At 34.7% G+C, this 25,142-nt stretch carries 14 protein-coding genes and 1 tRNA gene; 7 read left to right on the top strand and 8 right to left on the bottom strand.

Annotated features, from left to right (window positions below):
- Positions 1-918 precede the first annotated feature (918 nt).
- The 5 genes from lysC to bamE all read right to left on the bottom strand — a co-directional run bounded on the left by lysC (position 919) and on the right by bamE (position 7,988).
- On the bottom strand, positions 919-2,265 hold the full coding sequence (lysC, locus tag ERCIKOCA2762_RS00280) for a lysine-sensitive aspartokinase 3 (RefSeq protein ID WP_157988242.1): 1,347 nt from the start codon (positions 2,263-2,265) through the stop codon (positions 919-921).
- A gap of 1,229 nt (positions 2,266-3,494) precedes the next feature.
- The gene (purC, locus tag ERCIKOCA2762_RS00275; protein ID WP_157988241.1) at positions 3,495-4,208 is read right to left on the bottom strand and encodes a phosphoribosylaminoimidazolesuccinocarboxamide synthase; all 714 of its coding nucleotides are present in this window, start codon (positions 4,206-4,208) and stop codon (positions 3,495-3,497) included.
- A gap of 932 nt (positions 4,209-5,140) precedes the next feature.
- Positions 5,141-6,181: an outer membrane protein assembly factor BamC gene (gene bamC / locus ERCIKOCA2762_RS00270; protein WP_157988240.1), complete on the bottom strand. Its 1,041-nt coding sequence runs from the start codon at positions 6,179-6,181 to the stop codon at positions 5,141-5,143.
- Positions 6,174-7,082 (bottom strand): 4-hydroxy-tetrahydrodipicolinate synthase, encoded by a 909-nt coding sequence (gene dapA, locus ERCIKOCA2762_RS00265; RefSeq protein ID WP_157988239.1) that lies wholly within the window; start codon positions 7,080-7,082, stop codon positions 6,174-6,176. The genes bamC and dapA overlap by 8 nt, the downstream gene beginning before the upstream one ends.
- Positions 7,083-7,625: 543 nt before the next feature.
- The gene (bamE, locus tag ERCIKOCA2762_RS00260; protein WP_415017148.1) at positions 7,626-7,988 is read right to left on the bottom strand and encodes an outer membrane protein assembly factor BamE; all 363 of its coding nucleotides are present in this window, start codon (positions 7,986-7,988) and stop codon (positions 7,626-7,628) included.
- Between the two features lie 161 nt (positions 7,989-8,149).
- Here bamE and tusA point away from each other — a divergent pair, with 161 nt between their 5' ends.
- The 4 genes from tusA (at position 8,150) to cysE (ending at position 12,581) form a co-directional block, all read left to right on the top strand.
- Positions 8,150-8,395 carry a sulfurtransferase TusA gene (gene tusA / locus ERCIKOCA2762_RS00255; protein ID WP_157988238.1) on the top strand — a complete coding sequence of 82 codons (246 nt, stop codon included), beginning with the start codon at positions 8,150-8,152 and terminating at the stop codon, positions 8,393-8,395.
- A 1,815-nt stretch (positions 8,396-10,210) separates the two neighbouring features.
- Positions 10,211-10,672: a protein-export chaperone SecB gene (gene secB / locus ERCIKOCA2762_RS00250; protein WP_157988237.1), complete on the top strand. Its 462-nt coding sequence runs from the start codon at positions 10,211-10,213 to the stop codon at positions 10,670-10,672.
- A complete protein-coding gene (gene gpsA / locus ERCIKOCA2762_RS00245; protein ID WP_157988236.1) occupies positions 10,673-11,707 on the top strand; it encodes an NAD(P)H-dependent glycerol-3-phosphate dehydrogenase in 1,035 nt (344 codons plus the stop codon). It abuts the gene before it with no gap.
- A 49-nt stretch (positions 11,708-11,756) separates the two neighbouring features.
- A complete protein-coding gene (cysE, locus tag ERCIKOCA2762_RS00240; protein WP_157988753.1) occupies positions 11,757-12,581 on the top strand; it encodes a serine O-acetyltransferase in 825 nt (274 codons plus the stop codon).
- A 1,148-nt stretch (positions 12,582-13,729) separates the two neighbouring features.
- Here cysE and pfkA read toward each other — a convergent pair.
- Together pfkA and fieF are read right to left on the bottom strand one after the other, a co-directional pair.
- Positions 13,730-14,692, bottom strand: a complete 963-nt coding sequence (gene pfkA, locus ERCIKOCA2762_RS00235) for a 6-phosphofructokinase (RefSeq protein ID WP_157988235.1) — start codon at positions 14,690-14,692, stop codon at positions 13,730-13,732.
- A 423-nt stretch (positions 14,693-15,115) separates the two neighbouring features.
- Positions 15,116-16,000, bottom strand: a complete 885-nt coding sequence (fieF, locus tag ERCIKOCA2762_RS00230) for a CDF family cation-efflux transporter FieF (protein ID WP_157988234.1) — start codon at positions 15,998-16,000, stop codon at positions 15,116-15,118.
- A gap of 2,068 nt (positions 16,001-18,068) precedes the next feature.
- Between fieF and ERCIKOCA2762_RS00225 the strand changes: the two genes are divergently transcribed.
- From ERCIKOCA2762_RS00225 to dut, 3 genes are all read left to right on the top strand, one after another.
- Positions 18,069-18,153, top strand: a tRNA-Leu gene (locus ERCIKOCA2762_RS00225).
- Positions 18,154-18,331: 178 nt separating this feature from the next.
- Complete coding sequence (locus ERCIKOCA2762_RS00220; RefSeq protein WP_157988233.1) at positions 18,332-21,187, top strand: valine--tRNA ligase; 2,856 nt, start codon at positions 18,332-18,334, stop codon at positions 21,185-21,187.
- A gap of 221 nt (positions 21,188-21,408) precedes the next feature.
- Positions 21,409-21,867, top strand: coding sequence for a dUTP diphosphatase (gene dut, locus ERCIKOCA2762_RS00215; protein ID WP_157988232.1), 459 nt, complete (start codon positions 21,409-21,411; stop codon positions 21,865-21,867).
- Between the two features lie 700 nt (positions 21,868-22,567).
- Here the strand turns inward: dut and ERCIKOCA2762_RS00210 are convergent.
- Positions 22,568-24,271 carry a potassium/proton antiporter gene (locus tag ERCIKOCA2762_RS00210; protein WP_415017147.1) on the bottom strand — a complete coding sequence of 568 codons (1,704 nt, stop codon included), beginning with the start codon at positions 24,269-24,271 and terminating at the stop codon, positions 22,568-22,570.
- Positions 24,272-25,142: the final 871 nt, after the last annotated feature.

Below are 25,142 nucleotides of genomic sequence, written 5' to 3'. Positions count from 1 at the left end.
TCATTTTTAACACATGAAATAGATCTGATTATCCAGTTCAGGGAAATCTATTTGCAAATCCATCTCGTTTGATAAAACTTTTCCGTGAAATCAAAAAAATTAGATATCATTTTTTAGTATCTGTGCTTAGAATAATCATTCTACATATGCAGATAAAATTCTTACGTACTCATTGAGCTCATGAGAATAAAAATATTTTTCTACACTAAAAACCACACAGAATACCTATGCTGCTATCCAAAAAAATAACACCAAAAAATTACATGACCGCCTAATCACTATATTATGAGCGTTCTAAGACATCTAGTCTACACAGGTCATCGCATTCTCTAAACCATAACAACAACATTCTTCTGCATTATCATCAACGTTACTAAATCTTAATTTCTGGCACAGCATTTTTCTATCTAATCTACTAAATCATGATACCATCTCTTAATACTCTATCGCTTATCACAGCAAGAAGCAATTTTACATTTTCTATACTACAAAATTAATCGCAATACATGCATACATAATACATCACGTCATAATCCAAACATCAAAAAAATTATCATACTTGCATTGCATCTCTGCCATCAACCTTCAGATAACATAGCTGTGCATTTAAAATAAGTAAAAATTCTACTGCAACTGATGCTACCAAAACCTTAATATAAAGACAATGATACATCATATGTATCTTGTACGATCAGACATATAATTTTAAATGGATGAATTCTTCAAGAATTTCATACTTTGATAAAAAGACCTGATAAATCCACCATAGTGAAAATTTGAAACGATTGTAGTAGAAAGAACACTCTTATTCAAAATATCTCTCATAGATTATATTAAACAATACATGATAATAGATCACTTATCATCAATGAATTAGGCACGATAACTCATAATAGATATGTATTAATACACAAGTAATTATTCAAATATCTTGCGGTGTAATATTTTTATTATTTGTTCAGAATCATAATCTTGCACCAGCAAACACAGCACGGATAAATTACCATCATCTAATATACGTATGTTCACGAAATCCAATAGACGTAATACTTCTTGATTGATGCGAGGGGTCTGAAACGCTGAATTACCGATGATTGAAACCAATGCTAGATTATCTTCCACTTCTAATCGGCATGATGATAAAAGTTCTGAAGAAAGTGATTTGCGAAGTAGACTAGTTATTGTTGTAGACGCATAGCTCATATCCACCATTAATAATAAACTTACATTAGAAATCGTCATAAATGCTATAGAAATCTGATAGTCTATAAATATTTTCAATATTGTTTCTAAAAAATTTCTTGATAACCTCTTAAGGCCATGACATTGGAGCAAAATCTGTTTACGACGTAATGTTAAGGCGCGAAATGTAGGTAAATGGTGAGTCTTATGCGATACTATTGTTCCACCAGCTTTCGGATTTTTACTAGAGCCGATAAATATAGATATATCGCTACGGACTGCTGGTAATAAAGTTCCTGGATGTAATATTTTAGCACCAAACATTGCCATCGCTGTAGCTTCTGAAAACGTGATTTCATCAATCCGTCTAGCAGACGGAACTAAATGTGGATCCGTCGTATAAATACCTGGTACATCAGTCCAGATATCGATTCTTTTAACTTGTAGCGCTTCACCTAAGATTGCTGCAGTATAATCACTTCCCCCACGACCCAAAGTAGTAGTTCTACCTTTTTTGTCTTGCCCAATGAATCCTTGTGTTACAATTAATGCTTCTTCAAGAAGCGGTTTTAATTGCTGCTTTACTAATTTTCCTAAAATTCCAATGTCCGGCTCAGCACAACCAAAGCACGCATTAGTACGCATTACTCTGCGTACATCAAACCATTCTGCGTCCATTCTACGCTGACGCAGAACCTCTACAAAAAGTAAACTGGACATTAATTCACCACAGCTTACCAACTCATCTGTCAGTTCAGAAGAAGTGACTCGTTCTGCAATACTAGACAAAATCTTAATTTTCTCTATTATATCATTTATTTTACCATAGATGAATGCATGATGAGGCATCTTCTCAAGGATAGAATATTGAATACGAACAATCTCAGTCAATACATTAAGTCGTTTCTTCTTATTTTGACCTGTCGCTAGTATCAATAACTGGTTCGTTACCCCAGAGGATGCGGATAATACTACTAGGCGTATCGCCGGGTTAGACAATACTACATCAGCGCTGTTATTCATGGCTATATAATCAGCTACACTACTACCGCCAAATTTCGCTATGATAAGATTTTGAGACATATAGGATAGCCAAACTCGTATGAGTGTGTATTAGATCATCTAAACAAAAAGAAAAACTATAACAAAGAGAAACCTGCTGTGGTTAATACCAAAATCTATTAGACACTAAATTTACGCATCGGGTTTTTTAATTATAAATATCATACTTATCAGCACTAAGTAAAATTTTTAAGAGTTATTTCGTAACATCATCAACTAGTATGCTCATTACAACATTTTTACTTACAAGTAACGACATAAATAGATGTTTATTCGTAGTAAATAAATCATTTAAACCTCTTCAAGAATAGTTATCAATTAGAGTGTATTCGCTCTTACATCGCTCTCAGTAAATAATATGCACTCTTGTTTGACATTTTGCCACATACACTTAAGTATATTGAGCAACTATCTTGAACTTTAAATTTAAAAGCGATCAGTAAAGCGTTTAGATTCATGTATAAACACATCTTAATTAAATCTCATGACATTCATGTAAAAACCATTTTATGCCGATACACTAAGTCAATCGCATTTTGAAACTATACAAGATAAATAAAATGACAATGTCTATTACTGCCCACTACCAATTTTTATAAAATAAATATCTAGAACAGAGATACTTTAATCTGTGTTTGTCAAGATATGAAGCTAACCTTATTTTTAATAAAAACGTCATATGCTCTTTTCTTTCTTTGCTTGTTTCATTATAAAAATCCATAAAAATATTTTTATGAGGATCATCATATTATATATAGAATATCCGCACACAATTTGAAAACATCTTATGCATTATCATACATGCTAATGTTTGATTGCATCAGCTGATCAGTATTACGATGTACATCGTCCAGTTATTGGCGGATTATGTCCAACCATTTTTTTAATCCTATATTGTAAGTGAACAATACCATGATGATATAGAACTCGGAAGCATGTATATAAAAATACAGATCAAAAGAAACAGATATATTGTACACAGCGTATATAGCATAAAAACATTAATCGTATTAATAATACTACCAGCCTATTTATAGTACAGATACTCTTCTTCAGGCCCTCGTTTTTTACTAATACCCTCAACATCATGAAGTGTATATCTCAGCATCACGAGACTCAATATGTTTCTTTGCTTGATCTATTGTTTTCTCACATTACTAATTGCAACTCACTAACGCTTCAACCAAACTATCTCATACTATATACCTACACAACCATTGATTGAGAACTTCACCTCACATGACAATAAATTAGTCTAATTTTACACCTAAACGATTTGCAACCTCTGCATAGGCCTCCATTAGACCTAATTGGTTCTGACGATAAAGATCTTTGTCCATTTTATTACAGGTTGCTCTATCCCATAAGCGCATGCTATCAGGCGATAATTCATCGCCTAATACCACTGCATTTCTAAACAAACCAAATTCTAACTTGAAATCCACTAATATTAAATCTTTCTCAAGAAAAAGCTTACTTAATAGTCGATTAATTTGATGTGTTAGCGTGCGAACTTGCAATAAAAATTGAGTGTCTATTAATTTCAATGACTCACAGTAAGAAGTGTTTATCATAGGATCACTTCTGAGATCATCTTTTAAGAATAGCTCAAAAATTGGAGGATTGAGAGGTAAACCTTCTTGGATGTCTAAACGTTTTACTAACGATCCTGCCGCGCAATTTCTTACTACACATTCTAAAGGAAACATCTTTAAGTGTTTGACTAATGTTGTGCTATGAGATAACAGTTCTTTTATCTGGGTAGGTATGCCAGCTTGTTGTAATATGGACATAAGAAAATAATTCAATTTATTATTGATAAGTCCTTTACGCTTAAACTTATCGATGCGCTTCCCGTCTAACGCGGAAATTTCATTACGAAATTCCAATATTAATAACTGCGGATGATCAGTACGATACAGTGTTTTTGTTTTACCTCGATACAACTCATCTTTTTTTTGCATGATTTGCACTCAGCGTTAAATAATAAATAATAAATAACAAATAATAAATTTCTTATCTACTGCAGACATTCTGTCTTGCATGGATTGCACTTTAAAATCTAGATATTCTTGATCGTAATTACGTCTCTGAGTGAAGAGATAATGGTGTTTGATAGACTCGAGACGATCGTGCGCATTGGATTTATAGAAGCAATTTACAGTGCTTTCTAATACCAAGCTATGCAGATCGTTGTTCCATCTCACACCATGACTAAATTATATTCTAGTAACATATAAGAACTACCATGGCATCATGTTTACATGCTGAAATCTCATTATAAGCTACTACATCATAATTTATATTATGTAGTTATGGTGAAGATGTACCTTCATTGTCTTGCTAATTAATAGAAATTTTTATACAAAAAGATCATAAAATACCTCTTACACGCTGTAACACTCAATATAGTAATCATTGAGAGAATCATATCATGCATTGGTATATTATCTGTAGAATTGGTTTTTTGTCTGCAAAAACTACATCAAAAAGAAAAACCTATACATAATATTATCTTCAGTACTCGGATAACAAAAACCATTAGTGCTAGAGCACTCTGTCAAAATTAAGTTCACGATGATTCTTAAGCGGAATGTCTTATGTTTAGAACCTGTACTATATACACACTCAAGAGCAACTTACCATAAACTGAAATAAATATTCCATGCACTGATATTAATATTTAATTATCTCAATACAATCGGTATTGTGCACAATGTAATAATAAGAGCTTAATGCTTAAGAGTAATATGATATATCAGCATTGTTACATCCTAATTATGTAGTTAATTACGTAAATGATACAATCTTATGCATAAAATACAACAGAAAATAAATCCAAGTATATAGCACATCGATGTGTCAGAGACCCTCTGATATAAACTGTATCGAATATTTACTTTTGCAATGCCAGTTGTTGTAAAACATTAACTAATGCCTCATGTTGATATCGAGATAATGGGTATCCATCGATAGTAAAGAATTGCATACTGCTATGAGTCCCTAAATCGCCGATCTGTATTTTATAATCACCATTTTTCAAATGCATATCCACATCAACGCCTTTATGAAATCCTTGCTTATGCAGGGATTTATATTTGATCTGCATGAGTCCTTGCGTATAATGATCCTCTTTTATGGTCATACCCAAGCTCTGTAAAGTATGCGGTAACCATCTCCAGGCGTGATCAAACGGAGCATGTAGAATAAGATTAGGCAATCCAGCATAATCAGTACCACTGGTCACATAAACACGATCTTGAAAACCATTACGCGAAAGACTTTCTAGTACCGGATGGTAGGCCTGATACAGTTCTAATCTTGACGAGATATAATGTAACATTTGTGCAGTATACTTCTGAATATTTGAAGAAGAATACACTGAATTGTCTTTTTTTCTCAAATGCACCAGAGTTACTACGATAATATTTTGATTCCCATGTCGGTGCACACTAATTTTATAGCGTCCGAAGTACTGTGTATCTGCCGCATCATGCCACTGTATCCAATCAGTATACAAAATTTGTCGGTCATCTCGACGATCTACAATAGATATATGCGCTTTTTTTATGCTATCTACGACTTGTAGCCAACTAGATCCAACAGCGTTATTAATCACCAATGTACCCACATTACCAAACACATGCATGTGGTTATCATGCCCTGATGTCAGGGTTTGTCGAGGAGGTTGAAGATCTATCGGCGCATCTTGTTTCCTGATAAGGTGCACAAAAGGAACATACCAAAAATCATTTGTTATCGGTAAGACTATACCAGGCGGAGATTTTAACTCTTTCAAATGACCGGAAGATGATTCAGATTTACTAAGCACTTCTTTATGTATTTTATAAGGATCAGTAGAACACGCAGAAAAAAACATTGTGCATATTAGTACTAAAGGCAGTATAATAATATATTGATATCCTGTTTTAGCCATAATAAGGTACCCCTCGCGGAACTGATATAAGCTGAGCATTCTGCAGTGCCTTCTCCATCACCGCACGGCTAGAGTGAGTTAATGGCGTCATGGGTAAACGCAATGTATCAGTTTCTATTAAACCTAGTCTTTGTGCAGCCCATTTTACTGGAATAGGATTGGATTCAATAAACAACGCATGATGCAGAGTCATTAGCTGCTGGTTTAATAGAGATGCTTCAGAAAAGTTACCACGCTTGGATAAAGCACATATTTGTGCCATCTGGCGCGCAGCAATGTTTGCTGTTACAGAAATTACTCCATGTCCCCCTAACTTTATAAAGTCTAATGCAGTAGAATCATCACCGCTAAATAGCATAAAGTCCTCTGTAAGTAATTGTTGAAGCTGAGTGACACGTGATAAATTTCCAGTCGCATCTTTAATACCAATAATGTTTTTAAAATGCACAAGACGCTCAATAGTCGATGGCAAAAGGTCTACGCCAGTACGCAATGGAATATTATATAATATCTGCGGTAGATTTGTGTTTTCAGCAATTGTTTTAAAATGCTGATACAAACCTTCCTGGGTGGGACAATTATAATAAGGGGTTACAGTTAAGCAAGCTGATACGCCTAGATTTTCTAAGCGTTGAGTGTAAACAACCGCAGCTGTCGTTGAAGGCACCCCAGTGCCTACAATAATAGGAATACGACCATTCGCAATCTCTAATGTCAACAAAACTACATCATGACGCTCAATGTCAGTTAAAGTGACTACTTCTCCAGTAGTTCCCAAAGACACTATCGCAGAAGTGCCATTCATAATATGATAATTAATTAGCGTTTTTAAACTGTGTTTACATACCTTACCTGCTTTATCCATTGGCGTCAAAAGTGCTACAATACTTCCTGTGAACATCACTGATCCTCTGCGTATACAATTGCATTCTTGCCAATAACAGATGTATTGTGATTATAATTGAATATAGTACTCATCTTGTACAATGAACATTCACTCAATCAATACACACATCAATTCATGTGTTGAGACTCAGACCCAGTACTCTCGTTGTATCCATATAGCGTGAAAGCATCCACATATTATGTTATGTTAAGATAGTATCATAAGGATCGAGGCGTCCTTAAGAATATTTTGATCTTTTACAGCATTGCTATATCCTCTTGATGACTAGAAATCTATGTAAGACATCTACCCTAGACAAAATAGATAACTATAATTATTTACATGCATAAAAGAAAATAATACTAACACTTAGAGAAGATAAAAACCCTGACGATCACTTGATAATTTTATTATCAGTATAATAAGTGCATTAGTTTTAGTTATGTATTTACATATCAAAATATTTTCATATTGTATAGATAAACATGGTATAATTCGAGGATTGATTAACTTGGCATTTCTTGATATAACTCCATAGTCACCCTCCACAGGTCATACTCAGGATTCCTCATGATATTTATGATCATTATAATCAATACACAAATCATTAATATGAGTTAAGATCCCATTATTATTAAAAGTTAAAGTCAGTTTTTGTCGACGTATGGGATGATGCCTCAGTGGTATATGGCAAATATAATACCAGATATTTTTACCAAAAATGTCTTTAACACTAGGTGTTCCTAGGATATCAAGCACTTGTTTTTGACTCATACCAATATGAATTTTTTTAACATCCTTATCTACTAAATAATTACCCTGTATAATATCCGGATGATAGACTACTTTCTCTACAGTAGAGCAACCACCAGTAATGATCAGATATACTGCCATCAATGTCAAAATTGTATAACGTATCATACATATTATTCCTTTGTGGTTATAGTGATTCCACAAACTATCAGTTGCGTTAACGAGAAGATCCGAAATTAAATAGCAATTATACTGAATTATTCTCTTGCTTGCATGTCTTATTAACATAACAACTAGTAATTATTAATGACTAACATGTAAGGATAAAAATGAAAGATCTATTCATGACCCATCAATTCACCCTTAATACTCAGGGTCTGCGATGTCCAGAGCCCCTAATGATGATACGCAAAACTATGCGTAATATAAAAGATGGAGATATCTTACTTATTCTTTCAGATGATCCCGCTACTATACATGATATTCCTAATTTTTGTCGCTTTATGGAGCATTCTCTTGTGGCGACATCTGTGGAGATACTGCCATATAAGTTTCTTATCAAGAAAGGTAGATAGTAATAATCTAAAAACTCAGTGGGATCCCGCTATCATAACATAAAAAACCACCTGATACTGAGGCGTATCTTCAGTTTTTTTGAAGAATTCTGCTTGTGAAAGAAACAATTGCTATCATCATAGCCATTATTAATGCGTTTCACTGATGCGAAACCTTGTCACTATTGTATGATAGTACTCCAATTTACCTTCAAAATGTCTATAGACACAATATATTCTAATCTGATGTATTTTATCACCAAATACATCATGATTAAACAATGAGTACTGAGTACTAGTGCTCTACAATCCAATATATGATATCTAGACACAATATAGAATATATTACCATTAGCGTCCAAAAATTAAAATGTTTGAGTGGAATGTTATTGATCGTACATATATTTATATGTCCGGAAATTTACTACCTTATCCCCCCATTGCCTGAGAGGTATATACTCTTGCGTAATACTCCTGAAGTATTAGGGATACCATGTACAACCATGTATAAAATATTTTAAAGACATGACTCTCTCAAAATACTTTTAGAGATGCAACTATTTGGTCCTCTATTTTGTATCATCAAAGAGACTCTCTTCCACATGCACAACAAATTTCAACATATTTCATAGTACTATCAATCAACTATATATAATATATAATATTTTTTAAAAAGATATGAACAGAGATGAGAGAGGTCATTACGTAAAATCATTTATATTTAAAAATGTCACCACTTTTTTGATCTATTCAGTATACCTCTGGTACTAAAGTTAATTAAATCTTAATGAGCGTTATAGTCTAATAAAAATATCATCATTTTTTCGTATATCATTATATCATAATTCCCACTTTATGAATTCGTATATCATATATTTTATTGTAGACATTCTAATCTGCCATCCTGGACCATCTATGCACACCAGTAACCCCCTCTCAACATAGACTCTCTAAGCCTACCCAATACACCCTTAACGGATCTATCTTAAAGACCCCCTACATCATGTTTTGTCTTAACGCACGACTATAATATCGATATGATCTATGCAACGATCTAGATCATTAATCTATGTTAGAAGCACATATATTTCTATGAATGCTTTAGCCATACCCTATGTATATAATAAATTAAATTATTGACCTGATCGCTATCACCATAACATATACTAATATGAGTTATTCAATAATCCTGTAATTCATGAAATACATCTCTGTGAGAGTTGTCTAAAATACTATTATCTGATCGTTATTTACACCTAACATTTAAACATTTCACAAAGCATATCAAGATCATTAATATGTATTTATTTTATGAATGTCAATACAAAATCTTTATATAAATAAACTCTTCTTTTAGAAGATAATCTATTTTGTATTCTTAATACTATCATATGATGACGGTAGATAGTCTTGTCCCGATTGTAATCTCTATTACAAAGATGCACCATACATGCTTGTACTACTAATAAGGAAAGCCAGATGTGACATATAACAAATAAAAGCACTAGTAAATGGCTAACTGTATATATCTCGATATACTCTAAATATAGAGTCAAGTAGTAATGTGGATACGAACTATCATTTAATATATAAAATGCGTTTTTATAACAAATGAACCATTATTTAAGCACTATTTGATTAAAATTGTGAGTAGATAACTTGCATCCTTCATCCGATACCTATTGCAATAACTCTATCTTAATGCTTGCATTAAAAAATCAAATACATGCAATATAAGCATGGCTACATGCAAAACGAAAAATAGTACCGTACTTGTGTGCTCGCACTCTGCGACCTCCTATGCATCTATTAAATATAATAGGGTTATACATTGCTATGTTAGAACAACATCCTAATAAGAGATGTGTGCAGATCCATCGTATTTACACTAAAGACATCTCTTTTGAAGCGCCAAACGTGCCCCAAATCTTTCAGAGCTATTGGAATCCTGAAATTAAATTAAATATAAACACCACTTCTGTTCAGTTAATGGATGACATGTATGAGGTAGTATTACAAATCACTGTTATCGCTAATATTTCTGCAAACACCGCGTTTCTGTGTGAAGTACAACAAGGTGGTGTTTTCTCTCTTAGAAACATGGAACAAAAAGAAATAGCACACAGCTTAGGTGCATACTGTCCGAATCTCTTGTTTCCATATGCTCGTGAATGCATCGCTAACTTAATCGGACGTGGTACTTTTCCCGTTCTGCACCTAGAACCAATTAATTTTGAGGAGCTTTTTATTAACAACACACACAACACAACAAATACAACACCATCCGCAGGTACATAAATGAACCATTATCAATCTATAATAAGCATTATTGGCGCTGGTGCGTATGGTAGTTCATTAGCGATTGCACTGGCCCGTAATGGCCAAAAAGTAACACTCTGGGGGCACAATCCATCTCACCAAACACAATTACAAGTGCATCGCTCTCACCGAGATGTCATTCCTAATGTACCTTTTCCAAAAACATTACTAATCGAAACTAGCCTAATGAAAGCCATCGCGTCTAGTCGGAATGTACTATTAGTTATCCCAAGCCATGTGTTTGGCGACATGTTACAAAAAATAAAACCATATCTACGTGCTGATTCGCGTATAATTTGGGCAACAAAAGGGTTAGAACACAACACAGGGCGATTGCTACAAAACATCGCATCGGAAATACTCGGAGATACTATTCCATTAGCTGTATTATCAGGCCCAACTTTTGCTAAAGAAGTTGCAGAAGGTTTACCAACCGCAATGACTCTAGCAGCAACCGATAAGATATTTTCTGCAGAAATACAGCAGTTATTCAACACTAATACAAACTTTCGTGTGTATAGTAATCCAGATTTAATAGGTGTTCAACTGGGTGGAGCAGTAAAGAATGTAATTGCTATTGGCACTGGGATGTCTGATGGTTTGGGATTTGGTGCAAATAGCCGCGCTGCATTAATAACAAGAGGTTTAGCAGAAATGAGTCGATTAGGTTTAGCTTTACATGCTAATCTCTCTACTTTTATGGGTATGGCAGGATTGGGGGATTTAGTGTTAACTTGCACAGACAACCAATCTCGTAATCGGCGATTTGGCATTCTGTTAGGTCAAGGAAGTAATATTCATAACGCTAAAAAATCTATAGGACAGATTGTTGAAGGTTGGCACAACACAAAAGAGATTTATACACTTGCTATACGCCATAACATTGAAATGCCAATTACCGAACAAGTCTACCGAGTATTATACTGTGGAAAAAATGCAAGAGAGGCTGCATACAGTTTACTTTGTCGTAAAAGTAAAGATGAAAATAATAGCGGCTATAATGAAAGCTACTGAGTCAACATCAATAGCGGAGGATGCTAAATTTTTCTTGGAGAACACAGTGATGTTATATGTAGAACCTAAACATATTTGGGATCATATCAAAACAGAAATATATAAGTTATCTGCATCCGAGCCAATGCTAAGTAGATTTTATCACACCACTCTATTACAACATACAGATCTTGGTCATGCCTTGAGCTATATGCTATCTAATAAACTGGCAAGCCCCATTATCCCAGCAACCACTCTGCGTGAAATCATACAGGATGCATATCAAACAGATCAATCTATGATTATGTCCGCCGCCTATGATATTTATGCAACACGTCACCGCGACCCGACAGTTGATAAATATTCCACACCAATACTATATTTCAAAGGATTCCACGCCTTACAGGCGTATCGTATTACCCACTGGCTGTGGAATACAGGTCGTCGTGATCTTGCCAGATATCTTCAAAACGAAACTTCCGTGTCCTTTTCTGTGGACATTCACCCTGCAGCAAAACTTGGCCGAGGCATCATGCTTGATCATGCTACCGGAATTGTTATAGGTGAAACTGCCATTGTCGCAGATAATGTGTCCATTCTACAATCAGTCACGCTTGGAGGAACAGGCAAGGATAGCGGGGATCGTCATCCAAAAATACATGAGTGGGTCATGATTGGTGCAGGTGCTAAGATTCTTGGAAATATTGAAATAGGACGTTGGGCTAAAATTGGAGCCGGATCCGTAGTTCTACAACCAGTACCTCCTCATACGACTGTTGCTGGTGTCCCAGCGAATATTGTGAGAAAAAAACAAAATAATAACATGCAATCGATTAAAATCGATCCACACTTTAATAAAGCATTTCCAGGATTTGAATTTGGTGACGGCATTTAAAAAAAACTAACTAGAGCATACTATCGTTAGTAGTAAAAACCTCATATACATGAAAATCATACTGAGAATATCTCTCTTTTGAATATTATACAAAATTTCAATGAAGCACCGCGTTCTAGCACCCCTATAAAACAGGAGATTTCAATATCTTTATCTTCTAATGCGCTCATTGCTTCTAATGTGCTCATCCTAGAGTCTAATAAAAAACTATGCTTGACTCACCACTAGTGTTACTATATTATTTTATTAAAAATATATAAATATTACAAAAAATAAAATAAATATATCCAATGGCATTCCATGATGATGATGTTATCATGTATAATCAAATAATTTGTATTTTACCATCAGTACGGGTAAAGATAAAATCAACACATATAACTAGAAAAAATAACGATGTATTAATCTGAATGATGATGTAGTATCATATCAAAAAATATTAACACACATAATACACTACGAAAACATAGACATATCTAGACTGCATGTCTATATCACAAACAATACAAAATAAAATTTGTATATTATAATACACTCTCGCGCTGGTGATATATCAAGCACATGATTTATTATCATACATCTTAGCTATTTTATGCAACCATTCCGTTTGAAAAAATAAAACAAAAACTCTTATGTTCCACCTAACTCCTAAAATTTTAATTAAAACTAAAACATATCATCTAGTAAATGATACAATCTTTATTCAACATCATACATCAAAACATAAAATACAATTTTATAACCTTTTCCCTCATCCGACATCCTGTATCATGTATGTTAGAATCGATGTAAATTTTATGTTTAATGCATTATAAAACTATGTTATTCATAAATTTATAAATCGCCAGATTCTATCATTAAAAACCATATCAACCCCAGTACACAAATCTCTTATTGTAGTAACATGCTATTCAATGAAGATAATAGCATTTAAGTCTTTATGCTTAAAAGCGCATAATCAGATAATGACACAGAATTATCGAAAAATATCTTCATGTGCTATGTATGATAAAAATCATATCTTTAAATAAAAGAATTTTGGTATAATTATTACTGTTGAGTGTGCAGGCGAATGAAGTATCAAAACTAATAACACTAAAAATATCTATATAATAACACTTCCTTCAACAACATTACATCATAATGCATTAATATAATTTTTTAGCAATCTCCAACCAATCACGTTTAAATGGGCGCTTCATGTTTTCAACCATACCATTCAGAGTATGGTGTACCATCTGATCATTTTGTATTCCAACACAATAACCGAAACAATTACTTAATAACAATTCAGTGGCATAAGCCCCCATTCTTGATGCTAAAATACGATCATAAGCCACTGGTACACCGCCTCTCTGAATATGCCCTAGCACCGTAACACGTGTTTCTCTCTGAGTTTTTTTTGCAATATAGCTTGCTAACTGATTGATATCGCAAATATGCTCTGTAATAGCTACAATGGCATGCTTTTTCCCTTTAGAAAGACCATCCTGTATCTCATGTACTAATTTTTCACGGGTCTCAGGGATTTCCGGTAAGACAATTAATTCACAACCACCCGCAATTGCAGCTGCTAAAGTTAAATCGCCGCAATATCGCCCCATCACCTCCACAATAGAAATCCGTTGATGAGAGGAGGAGGTGTCGCGTAATCTATCTATCGCCTCAACTACCGTTTCGAGTGCGGTAAAATATCCAATAGTGTAATCAGTACCAGCGACATCATTATCGATAGTGCCTGGTAACATTATACAAGGAAAGCCCATTTCAGTTAAAGATCTCGCGCCCATGTACGAACCATCACCGCCAATCACTACTAAAGCATCAATACCGCGTTTTTTCATATTACTGATTGCAATATTGCGCACATCGTTAGAGCAGAAACTTGGAAAACGCGCAGATCCTAAAAATGTTCCACCCCTGTTGATTATATCTGATACGCTATATCGATCCAGCATGACCATCCTATCTTCATACAGCCCTAGGTAACCATCATAAATACCAAAAATCTCTAGCCCTGCGCTAACACTGGTACGCACAACACCTCGAATAGCCGCATTCATACCTGGAGAATCTCCGCCACTAGTTAATATACCGATTTTATTGATCATGAAACCTCTTTGTTTAAAGATGCAAGCAATTTACAGATGGATGACAAAAAATAGGCATACGTTAAAACCTTTGTATTTAATAATATTAACTCATTCAAAGCACAAACAATCATCATATTAAACACCTAAACTTCTACGAACTAGACTACAACAGATAAAAATTAAAGCTCCAGAGTTCTCATCTAAAAATACTCAGTGTAGTAAAATATCCTGGGGGTGAATGTCATTAATGTAATAATGTAGATTGATACAATCAATTGTATTAATTTTATACCATTTCTCTACTTCATAATATATTTTTACTACCTACAATCAGTCGATGCTAACTTACACGCTCTAACCATAACTCCACCGATAATGATTACCAATAATATAAAGCTAGACATTATTATACATAAAAACTGGTATTTCTAACATACACCTTCACAGATCTTGAGATACCACGGAACGAGGATCCTGATGAATAAGCACATCAGAACCAGGAAACTTAGCCAATAATGCTTGTTCAATCTGATCAGATAGCATGTGCGCTGCCAATAACGGCAATTCATCATCCATTTCTAAATGAAACTGAATAAAACGTGTTGGACCCGATTGACGAGTACGAATATCATGCGCACCGCATATACCCGGCCACGTTGATACAAGATTCACAATCGCCTCATGCTCGGCGACAGGCAAAGCGCGATCTAACAAAACCTGAATCGCTTCATAAGCCATGTGCCATGCAGAATATAAAATCCATAAACCAATATTAAGCGCACACAAGGAGTCCGCCCAATAAAAACCATACCAACTTAAAACAATAGCTAATAAGATAGCGCTATTCATAACGACGTCTGATTGGTAATGTAGCATGTCTGCACGTATAGCCTGGCTCTGAGTCTGACGTACAATCCAGCGCTGAAAAGTGACTAGCAATAATGTCGACACAAGAGATAGCATTGTGACTATAATTAATACTATAGGTTCCTTTAGTTCTCGAGGAGAAAAAATGTGCTGCAAACCTGTCAAAAGAAGAAAAAGAGCTGACCCACAAATAAACATGCTTTGAGCAAGTACTGCGAGAGATTCTGCCTTACCGTGACCAAACGCATGCTCAGCATCAGCGGGCTGCATAGCGTAGCGCACTACTAATAAATTAGTTAATGAAGCAGCAATATCCACTAACGAGTCAACCAAGGCGGCTAAGACACTCACCGATCCCGTGTACCACCACGCACCCAGTTTAATAATTAACAAAAAAAACGCGAGAACTATAGCCGCTATAGCCGCCGTAAAAACCTTTCTTGTATATTGTATATGCATAGCGGCTATCCACCAAATTTTATAAATAAGCTATCTAGATATACAAGAAATTATCTTCCTTCGATAAAAGGCATTAAATGTTTTTTAATGTGCAGTAATCGTGGAGTAAATTCATGTAATGAGTACATATGCTTAACTGTCTAAAAACCTCACAATGTATCACTTTAGCATTAATAAACAACATCTGTTCCAAATCAATACAAGATGCCGTACACATAAATCTAAACACCAATGAAGAACATCTACGTGATCTATATACACCTATATGAGATGTATAGAAATTATTTTCCTAAAAACACATAGACTATCTACTGTGCACGGTTATGAAGGTGTAACATGCTACGCAATAAAAATCTGATATAACATATCGTATATTGCAACTGTTTACCTTAAGTACCTTGAATAATAAATATCTATGTATGGCATCTACCCTAATAAACTATTATGATTTTTCATTTCATTAGTTTTCTACTCTATAATTCTATAAGCAGCTGATTCTATACAATACTCGCCTTAAGGTGTGGTACATACTTTAACGTAACTGGCACATAATAATATATGCTTTTATGGTCGACTCTAGATCATTGATGAGCAATCTCAATTTAAACTGAATGAACTTAGGTGGCATCTATCGCACGCTAGCATAGCATAGCATACTCCGACAGAAATCAAACACTATAATATATTACTTTATACTTATTTCCATTACATGATAAGCAATACAGAGACAACTGGTTCCAATCAAGATAGTCGTAAATATCAACGGGTAGAAGCATGGTTGTTTCATACCATTAAACATATAATGGAAAATAAGATTTTATCTTAGAACTGGAGAACCCATGGGTGAAAAGGTCAAGCACAACCATTTCAGAATTGATTTTAGATATAAAAATCTTTTCCACAGTAATAAAATTTTAAACACTGCTTTAAACAGCTATTGATAAAAACACCAGACTTATGACTAGCAATCACGAGGCTATAATTTAAGGACATGGCACTAAATCATGTCTAATGAAAAACGATAAAAATCTACTAGATCCTTACAATGCTAAATATTTAATTTATCGTATGCACATAGCATTTTTATTCTCTCCAGTGGCTATAGGATTCTATTAATAGTCATGTATTTGCGGCAATATATAGAATATTTTCATTCTATATAGCGTGATAACTATCAATTTATAGGAGAGATAAGCATACTCATCTATGTACTAATAATTAAAATTATAGACCTATAGATTAAAACTTTTGTATCACTAAACGCAATCCTATCTTGATATAAGAAATGATAGAGCAGTTCGCAGCAAACCTTACATATCTGGTGATAGCTTCTAAATCTTTAATAAGAACTGTATCCCTTGACTTTCAAATACTGTCAAACAAACATATTAAATAGTATGCTGATACGATCATTTAAAACATGATAACTATAATTATAATAAATAACCCTGTATTCTACTACCTGTTTTCTTGGATTCTGAACCAAGAATATCCTTATAATAACAACAGACAAATTTTAAAAATTACAAACAGAGGTTCAGTATACTGTATTGAGCTTTGTTAAGTAGAAAAATCATTTTCTAATACGCTATTTCTGCACAAAATCGAGAATACTTATTAAGTATAGACACGTTTTTTTAAACTTTCTCAGCTGTACTTCAACCATTATATGGTTGAATAAAAATATGACAGCTGTCTTTACATAACACCTGTTAATCATGAAACACAGTGCAACACCAAATAAAATTTGGTACCGTCTTACTCTCAAATATGTCTTAATATAATATATAATTTTAGCCGCTATCTCATAGCGCATAATCTAGATACAATTCAGGGTTGTGATTAAAATGCATTACAGAGATATAATATCAGCAAGGACTTTTAAAATTATCCATGATAGTCTTTTGCAATACTTAATCATTAATTTAATCTCTTCCTCATTCGCATATGATGAGTTACTTATAAGTAATCATAAATATTCACCAGTTAAAACATCAAATTAAGTTGCAGCTAATAAGAAAAAATAATACGATAGACAATATGGTCATGTGTGTATTTCCTGCAAATAGCCGAAGTGGCGAAACTGGTAGACGCAGTTGATTCAAAATCAACCACCGATAGGTATGCCGGTTCGATTCCGGCCTTCGGCACCATAAAGTAATATTCTTATCTAAAAATAGGGGAAAGATAAAGTAAAAAACCTACCTATGATACTATTTATTACGGACATAACATGCATCTACGTGTAATAATTAAAGTGGAATGCATATTTATTCAGCTTACATCGACTAACACATAGACACACTACATGTGTTCTAAGACATCGTAAAAATGGAAAAGAAATACAATCCACAAGACATTGAACAAAAAATTTATACATTTTGGGAAAAAAAAGGGTATTTTAAACCATATAATAACCCATCTCAAGAAAATTTTTGCATAATGATACCACCTCCCAATGTAACAGGTAGCTTACATCTAGGTCATGCTTTCCAACATACCCTCATAGACACTATGATCCGATACCATCGAATGCAGGGCAAAAATACCCTATGGCAAACAGGTACTGATCATGCAGGCATTGCTACGCAAATGTTAGTCACACGCAAGCTGAAAAACGAAAACAATAAACTATTACAAAATTATGATCGTAATACTTTAATTGAACAAATATGGAAATGGAAGGAAGAGTCTGGAAATACAATTACCCATCAAATGCGCCGCTTAGGTAATTCTATTGACTGGGAGCGTCAACGATTTACGATGGACAAAGGCTTCACTCATGCAGTAAAAGAAGTGTTTATTCGTCTATATAAAGAAAAACTTATCTATCGCGGTAAACGTTTAGTTAACTGGGACCCAATATTATGCACTGCTATCTCCGACCTAGAAGTAGAAAACATTGAACAAAAAGGCTCTATGTGGTATATTCGTTACCCGCTTGCCAATAGTGTCAAAACTTCAAGTAATCAAAAATATGTCATTATCGCCACTACCAGACCAGAAACAATACTAGGCGATACTGCGGTAGCTGTCCATCCATCAGATGTACGCTATAAAGATCTCATTGGAAAATTTTTAATTTTACCCATACTACATCGTCACATTCCAATTATTGGCGATAAATATGTGGATATAGATAAAGGCACAGGTTGTGTGAAAATCACACCCGGTCATGATTTCAATGATTATGATATCGGTCAACGCCATCGCTTACCGATGATTAATATCCTTACAAAAAATGGGAAAATTCGTAACCATGCCAAAGTTTATGATGCTACTGGTAAAAAATCTACTGTCTACTCCTCTGATATACCACCAGATTTTCGTGGACTAGATAGATTTGAGGCTAGAAGTAGCATTGTCGATACTCTACGAAAACAAAATCTACTAGACAATATCCAGCCATATAATCTCATAATTCCACATGGGGAACGCAGTGGTGTTATAATAGAACCCATGTTAACTACACAATGGTACGTGCGCATGTCCCCTCTGGCGAAGGTAGCTATCGAGGCAGTGGAAAAAGGGGATATTAAATTTGTACCACAAAAATATACGAATATGTATTTCGCATGGATGTACAATATCCAAGATTGGTGTATTTCACGACAACTATGGTGGGGGCATCGCATCCCAGCCTGGTACGATACGTCTGGAAATGTTTACGTTGCCCATGATGAAGAAACGGTGCGAAAAGAGTATAATCTCAACTCAAGCGTGATCCTTACCCAAGATATGGATGTCTTAGATACTTGGTTCTCGTCCAGTCTTTGGACATTTACCACCCTTGGATGGCCACACCATACTAAAGAGCTAAAAACCTTTCATCCCACTGATGTATTAGTAAGCGGTTTCGATATTATCTTTTTCTGGATTGCCCGTATGATCATGCTCACTATGCATTTTATAAAAGATATCAATGGAAAACCTCAAATACCATTTAAAATCGTTTATATTACTGGCTTGATCCGGGATGATGAAGGACAGAAAATGTCAAAATCAAAAGGAAACATTATTGATCCACTAGACATGATCGATGGTATCTCACTCACAGAATTAATCCAGAAACGTACTAATAATATGATGCAACCAAAGTTAGCAGAAATAATTCATAAGCGTACGACCACACAGTTTCCAAACGGTATAGCGGCACACGGAACCGATGCCCTGCGATTTACCCTAGCAGCATTGGCATCTACTGGACGCGATATTAATTGGGATATGAAACGTCTAAAGGGTTACCGTCATTTTTGCAATAAACTCTGGAATGGTAGTCGGTTCGTGCTTATGAATACCGAAAACTATGACTGTGGTTTTTATGGCGGAAAACTAGAACTCTCTTTACCTGATCATTGGATCCTTGCAAAATTCAACTACACAGTACAAGCTTGGCATGAAGCCTTAGAGAGATATCGTTTTGATCTGGCTGCGAATATTCTGTACGAGTTTATATGGAATCAATTTTGTGACTGGTATCTTGAATTAACAAAAACAGTCTTACGAAACGGTAGTAAAACTCAGTTACGAGGTACACGTAATACTTTAATAAACATATTAAAAAACTTACTCTGCTTAGCACATCCACTGATTCCATTTATTACTGAAACTATTTGGCAGCGAGTAAAAATTATCCAAAATATTAAAGATGAGACTATTATGTTGCAAGCAGTACCTATATTCTCTATAAGTCAAGTAAATGACACAGCTTTGGAGGATATGGAATGGATTAAAAAAGTCATTATTGCCATACGCAGTATGCGTAAGATAAATCATATCTCTTCAACTCATCCATTAGATGTATTAATTCGTACTAGTTGCGCTAATATAATACGTCGCGTGCATGATAACAGTCAATTAATCCAAGCAATTTCTTATTTACAAACAATCCAAATTCTGCCTACCCATACAGAACCACCGCTTTCTTTTACTCAATTAATAGATGAGACAGAAATATTCATTCCTGTAGTTGATGTAGTAGATAAAACGATTGAACTAGACCGCACCACACAAGCAATAATAAAGTTAGAGGTCGTAATAAATAAAATCCGTATCAAACTAGATAATAAAGAATTTATCAGGATGGCTCCAGAAGCAATTATTATTAAAGAAAAACAACATCTACGAGACCACACATTCAAACTAGCTAAACTAATAGAGACACGTGATAAAATACTATCTGCATAATAGTCTGTGACTATCTACCCTATTGTCGATAATGGACCATAATACTAATGCAATTCATACTCTAGCACTGCTCATAAACGTTAATGACGTCATTGGTGATATGTATAACACCGCTTCTTCTTTAATACTAACTAACATCTCAAGCGACATATGTTAAATACCCCAGTGTGATCTAAAACACACCTTTTCAATCACTGTTTTCTGGTTAATAATGCGAAAAAATGGCACATAAAATTAATATTAAAGTGATAGATAGCAGAATGGGCATCGAATTTCCTCTGCCAACCTATGCCACTGCCGGTTCTGCTGGCTTAGATCTACGAGCATGTATAGATAATAAAATGCTTTTGCGTCCTGGAGGTACTTGTTTAATCCCCACGGGTTTAGCTCTAGACATCTCTAACCCACAGATTACTGCTCTCATATTACCACGTTCTGGACTAGGACACACACATGGCATTGTGTTAGGCAATCTCGTAGGCTTAATTGACTCTGATTACCATGGACAGATTATGGTTTCAACATGGAATCGCGGCATAGGTCCATTTTTTATTACACCTGGTGAACGTATTGCTCAAATCATTTTCCTGCCTATCATCCAGGTAGAATTTAATATAGTGGAAAACCTTAATTCTAGCATCAGAGGATCCGGTGGTTTTGGGCATACAGGACGTCATTAACTTGTGCATATGGTTATTTAAAACCCTGTACTATGTATAGATATCAATAGACCGTGAGAATTATTATGACTATAATGTCGTGGAATACGCATACACCGCTCAACTATCTTCTAGCTAATGTTCTCTATAACTCTGTCTAAAAAAATACGCAATTATTTTCTAGCGAACAATCTATTAAAGATAAACCATAGACCTTAGCGTCGCAGTTTTTTTGAGAAAATTTTTAAATCACCACTTATTTACTTCCAAATAAGTGGTGATTCATTTGCTAAATAACACATAACAGCTATCTCGTATTATGATGACATGTCTTAATCAGATTTGCGCAACATAAAAAACGTGAATATTTTGCATGTAAATGATATACTACACTCACGAACGTTCGTAATATCTTTGCTTACGCAAAGCATTTACAGATACAGGGCAAGCGCAATTTATAACAGTACGATCTATTACAAATTCAACTATCTAATAATGAAACATCATCCAGACACCAATAAAAAACAGATCATTCTTTTAAAAAAACCATAAAACATACATCCTTTCCCTTCAAATTAATGAAGCATAGAAAGGTGGCTCGCTGTTTATCACAGTCCCAATAAGGACATGAGAATATCAAAATTTTAAATCTAAATGAGACTCCAAGTCTTTAACATTATATACATAAAATGTATGTTTTAATACATAGTAAACTACTAAGTTAGCCCTCTTGTACTCTCACACCAATCTTAATAATCCCATGCTCGGCTTTTTCTGCCACAGTCCATAGGATATTTTTCCACTCAATTTGATCCCCTACGACAGGTGTTGCTCCGATAATGCTTGAAACCATTTTACCAAGTGTTTGCTGAGTATCTGTTTCGGCATCTAGTTCAATGCCATAAATTTGTGCAACATCTTGTAGAAGAGCATCTGCTTCTAAAATAAAATCACCAAAAAACCTCTGATCAGACACAGGTGGAGACTGACTAAATAGTTTACCAAGTGCGGATAAATCCCGTTCACGACCAATAACGCATAAAACATCATTTTCTTTTAAGCGTGTACTTCCAGATGGATGTACTAATCTATTCTCACGGAATAGAGCAGCAATACGTGTTTCATACGGCATACGTAAGTCGCGCAGTGCTGCTCCGACGCACCATTTATCTGCGCTAAGTTGATAAATAAACTGCTCCCATGGATTTTGGGGATGAATATCTAGCCCAATACGAGCAATAGGCGATGCCAAGGGTGGTACTACTACGCGCGCTTTACGCGCAGCCCAGGCAAGAGATGTACCTTGCACCATTAGTGATACTAACACTACAAAAAAAGCAATATTAAAAAATAGCGTAGCTTGTGGCAACCCCGCCATCATTGGAAATACTGCAAGGATAATAGGCAATGCACCACGTAATCCAACCCAGCTTATAAATATACGTTCCCGAATATGAAAACCACGAAAAGGTAACAACCCAATCATAATAGAGAGTGGACGAGCTATGATGATCAAACATAAAGACAACAAAGTAGCTGGTAACGCGATTAACACAAGGTCACCAGGATTGACTAGTAAACCTAATACTAAGAACATACCAATTTGGCTTAACCAAGCCATTCCATCAAAAATTTGTAAGATCCCATGACGATTACGAATCGGGCGATTACCTAAGATAAAACCACATAAGTATACCGCAAGAATACCACTACCTCCTAATGTAGTGGTTAAGGAAAACACTAGAATCCCCCCACTAACAGCTAATAATGGATATAAGCCGCTAGCTAACGATACACGATTAATCAACTGCAACAACGCCCAACCTCCAGATAGGCCAAAAATTATACCCAACCCAAATTGTTGCATAAGTTGTACTACTAATATTAAATGCACGCCACTATTGTGACTTTGGATCATGTTTATAAGAGTTACAGTAAGAAAAACAGACATGGGATCATTACTGCCTGATTCAATCTCTAGTGTGGCGCTAACACGCTCGTTAAGACCTTTTCCACCTAAAAGAGAAAATACTGCTGCAGCATCTGTGGAACCAATAATAGATCCAATCAAAAAACCATTAGATAGATTAAGGCTAAATAACCATGACGCAGCTGCCCCAGTTAAGCCAGCAGTAATGAGAACCCCGATTGTAGCTAATGATAACGCTGGACCTAAAGCCACTCGAAAAGAACTAATCTGAGTACGCATACCGCCATCCAGGAGAATAATAGCTAAAGCAAGATTACTAATTAAGTAAGCTGCTGGATAATTATCAAAAGCAATTTTACCTATACCATCAACTCCAGCTAACATACCAATAGCTAGAAAAATAACCAGTATAGGAATGCCTAATTTTGATGAAAACGAACTTAGTAAGATACTTATAGCTACTAGCATTGCACCAATTATAAACAGACTATGCATGACACTAGATTCCAATAGATATTTCTCCTATATGAAAAATTCAAAATTTACATAATTATATAAAATGCGTTGTTTTAAGAATGCTAAAAAGCACATTAGTCATACCACAGACAATTATGAATGCAAGATAAGGCACAGCATATGCAGAGAACTACTGTAAGTAATCCATTGTGATTCTAAATGTATAGTATGGTTGTTATAATAGATTATTGGAGCCATGATCTACACTACGCTATTAGGGTGTATAATACCTTTTTCCTGATATGAACAAAATATCTCTTGAAATTGGCAGGATGCATACTAAAATGAAAACACATAGAAAAATAAGATCATGAGAGTCAGACGCACAGTTCCGTCCTATCACGTCAGATCATATAAAATAAAATAGATTGCGGATAACTTATCTTTTGTAACAGAATTTCTGTAAAACTATCAGTAACATTATATATCAAAGCATAACGCAAATATGCATATTGTACTCAGCATGAGTTCTGAAAAAATTAATACTAGTAATACCAGTGTAATCAATAAAAACTATCATATTCCTTCTAAAGGAAGAACATGATATCTTATTCTCAACATATGCTACTCAAAAATATTTTTACTACTACGCTTAGGATTGCGTCACATAAAAAAACAAAACGGTACACATATTACGCGAATATCATTCTGCGATGATACGTATCGTCCAAAAAATATGGATTGATACAAGCAGTCCTAAGCTTCCCGAACAATATACACGCCTTACTTTCTGTCTGATTATTCATACATTCGCTATATCGGAATATATCGACATTCATGACACAATGTTAAATGCTCATATAACCCTCCAAGATCAAACAGTAATCCTGAATGAACCAAAATAAAGGAT

It is taken from the genome of Candidatus Erwinia haradaeae (assembly GCF_900698935.1).
Classification (GTDB): Bacteria; Pseudomonadota; Gammaproteobacteria; order Enterobacterales; family Enterobacteriaceae; genus Erwinia_E; species Erwinia_E haradaeae_D.
Note: the sequence above shows the minus strand (reverse complement) of the source record. Positions and strands in the feature narration are given on the sequence as shown.

What these genes read in the sequence shown, in the direction of transcription:
- lysC (WP_157988242.1), bottom strand. Translation starts at nt 2,265, where the DNA reads ATGTCTCAAAATCTTATCATAGCGAAATTTGGCGGTAGTAGTGTAGCT.
- purC (WP_157988241.1), bottom strand. Translation starts at nt 4,208, where the DNA reads ATGCAAAAAAAAGATGAGTTGTATCGAGGTAAAACAAAAACACTGTAT.
- bamC (WP_157988240.1), bottom strand. Translation starts at nt 6,181, where the DNA reads ATGGCTAAAACAGGATATCAATATATTATTATACTGCCTTTAGTACTA.
- dapA (WP_157988239.1), bottom strand. Translation starts at nt 7,082, where the DNA reads ATGTTCACAGGAAGTATTGTAGCACTTTTGACGCCAATGGATAAAGCA.
- bamE (WP_415017148.1), bottom strand. Translation starts at nt 7,988, where the DNA reads ATGATACGTTATACAATTTTGACATTGATGGCAGTATATCTGATCATT.
- tusA (WP_157988238.1), top strand. Translation starts at nt 8,150, where the DNA reads ATGAAAGATCTATTCATGACCCATCAATTCACCCTTAATACTCAGGGT.
- secB (WP_157988237.1), top strand. Translation starts at nt 10,211, where the DNA reads ATGTTAGAACAACATCCTAATAAGAGATGTGTGCAGATCCATCGTATT.
- gpsA (WP_157988236.1), top strand. Translation starts at nt 10,673, where the DNA reads ATGAACCATTATCAATCTATAATAAGCATTATTGGCGCTGGTGCGTAT.
- cysE (WP_157988753.1), top strand. Translation starts at nt 11,757, where the DNA reads ATGTTATATGTAGAACCTAAACATATTTGGGATCATATCAAAACAGAA.
- pfkA (WP_157988235.1), bottom strand. Translation starts at nt 14,692, where the DNA reads ATGATCAATAAAATCGGTATATTAACTAGTGGCGGAGATTCTCCAGGT.
- fieF (WP_157988234.1), bottom strand. Translation starts at nt 16,000, where the DNA reads ATGCATATACAATATACAAGAAAGGTTTTTACGGCGGCTATAGCGGCT.
- ERCIKOCA2762_RS00220 (WP_157988233.1), top strand. Translation starts at nt 18,332, where the DNA reads ATGGAAAAGAAATACAATCCACAAGACATTGAACAAAAAATTTATACA.
- dut (WP_157988232.1), top strand. Translation starts at nt 21,409, where the DNA reads ATGGCACATAAAATTAATATTAAAGTGATAGATAGCAGAATGGGCATC.
- ERCIKOCA2762_RS00210 (WP_415017147.1), bottom strand. Translation starts at nt 24,271, where the DNA reads ATGCATAGTCTGTTTATAATTGGTGCAATGCTAGTAGCTATAAGTATC.